We start from the raw sequence: 458 nt of genomic DNA, 5'->3' as shown, positions 1-458 counted from the left end.
GCCAGAACTGATTGAAATGAACAAAAAACGCCAAAAGGTTTACACCTCTGTCGAAATTAACCCGAATTTCTCGGATATGGGTAGTGCGTATCTTGTGGGGTTAGCGGTGACGGATAATCCTGCCAGCCTTGGTACTAGCATGCTTGAATTTAGTGCTGGGGCGGATAAGGCGAATAATCTTTCTGACCGTAAGCAAGATAAAGATAACCTCTTTACGGCGGCGGAAGAAACGGTAATTGAATTTTCAGAAGTGGAAGAAACGTCTGCAAAAACAAGTCCAAGTCTAAAAGAACGTGTTTTTGCCATGCTTAGCCGTGCGCAGAAACGCAATGACGCGGAGCTTGACGATATTCATCAAGCCGTTGAACTGTGCGCGAAAGAGCAAACAGAAGCGGCACAAAAGCTTGCAACATTAGAGCGCGAAGTAAACGTGCTCTCCGCAGTAAAACAGCAAAATG

Annotated in this window: 1 protein-coding gene; it reads left to right on the top strand. The window is 45.4% G+C overall.

Translation table 11 applies throughout. The features are described 5' to 3' along the window. Nucleotides 1–16 precede the first annotated feature (16 nt). A partial coding sequence (locus PROVRUST_RS18890; RefSeq protein ID WP_248696658.1) for a GPO family capsid scaffolding protein occupies nt 17–458 on the top strand: 442 nt, incomplete at its 3' end.

The sequence above is a fragment of the Providencia rustigianii DSM 4541 genome (genome assembly GCF_000156395.1).
In the GTDB taxonomy this organism is placed as follows: Bacteria; Pseudomonadota; Gammaproteobacteria; order Enterobacterales; family Enterobacteriaceae; genus Providencia; species Providencia rustigianii.
The sequence above is the reverse complement of the archived record's forward strand: the minus strand, read 5'-3'. Positions and strand labels throughout refer to the sequence as shown.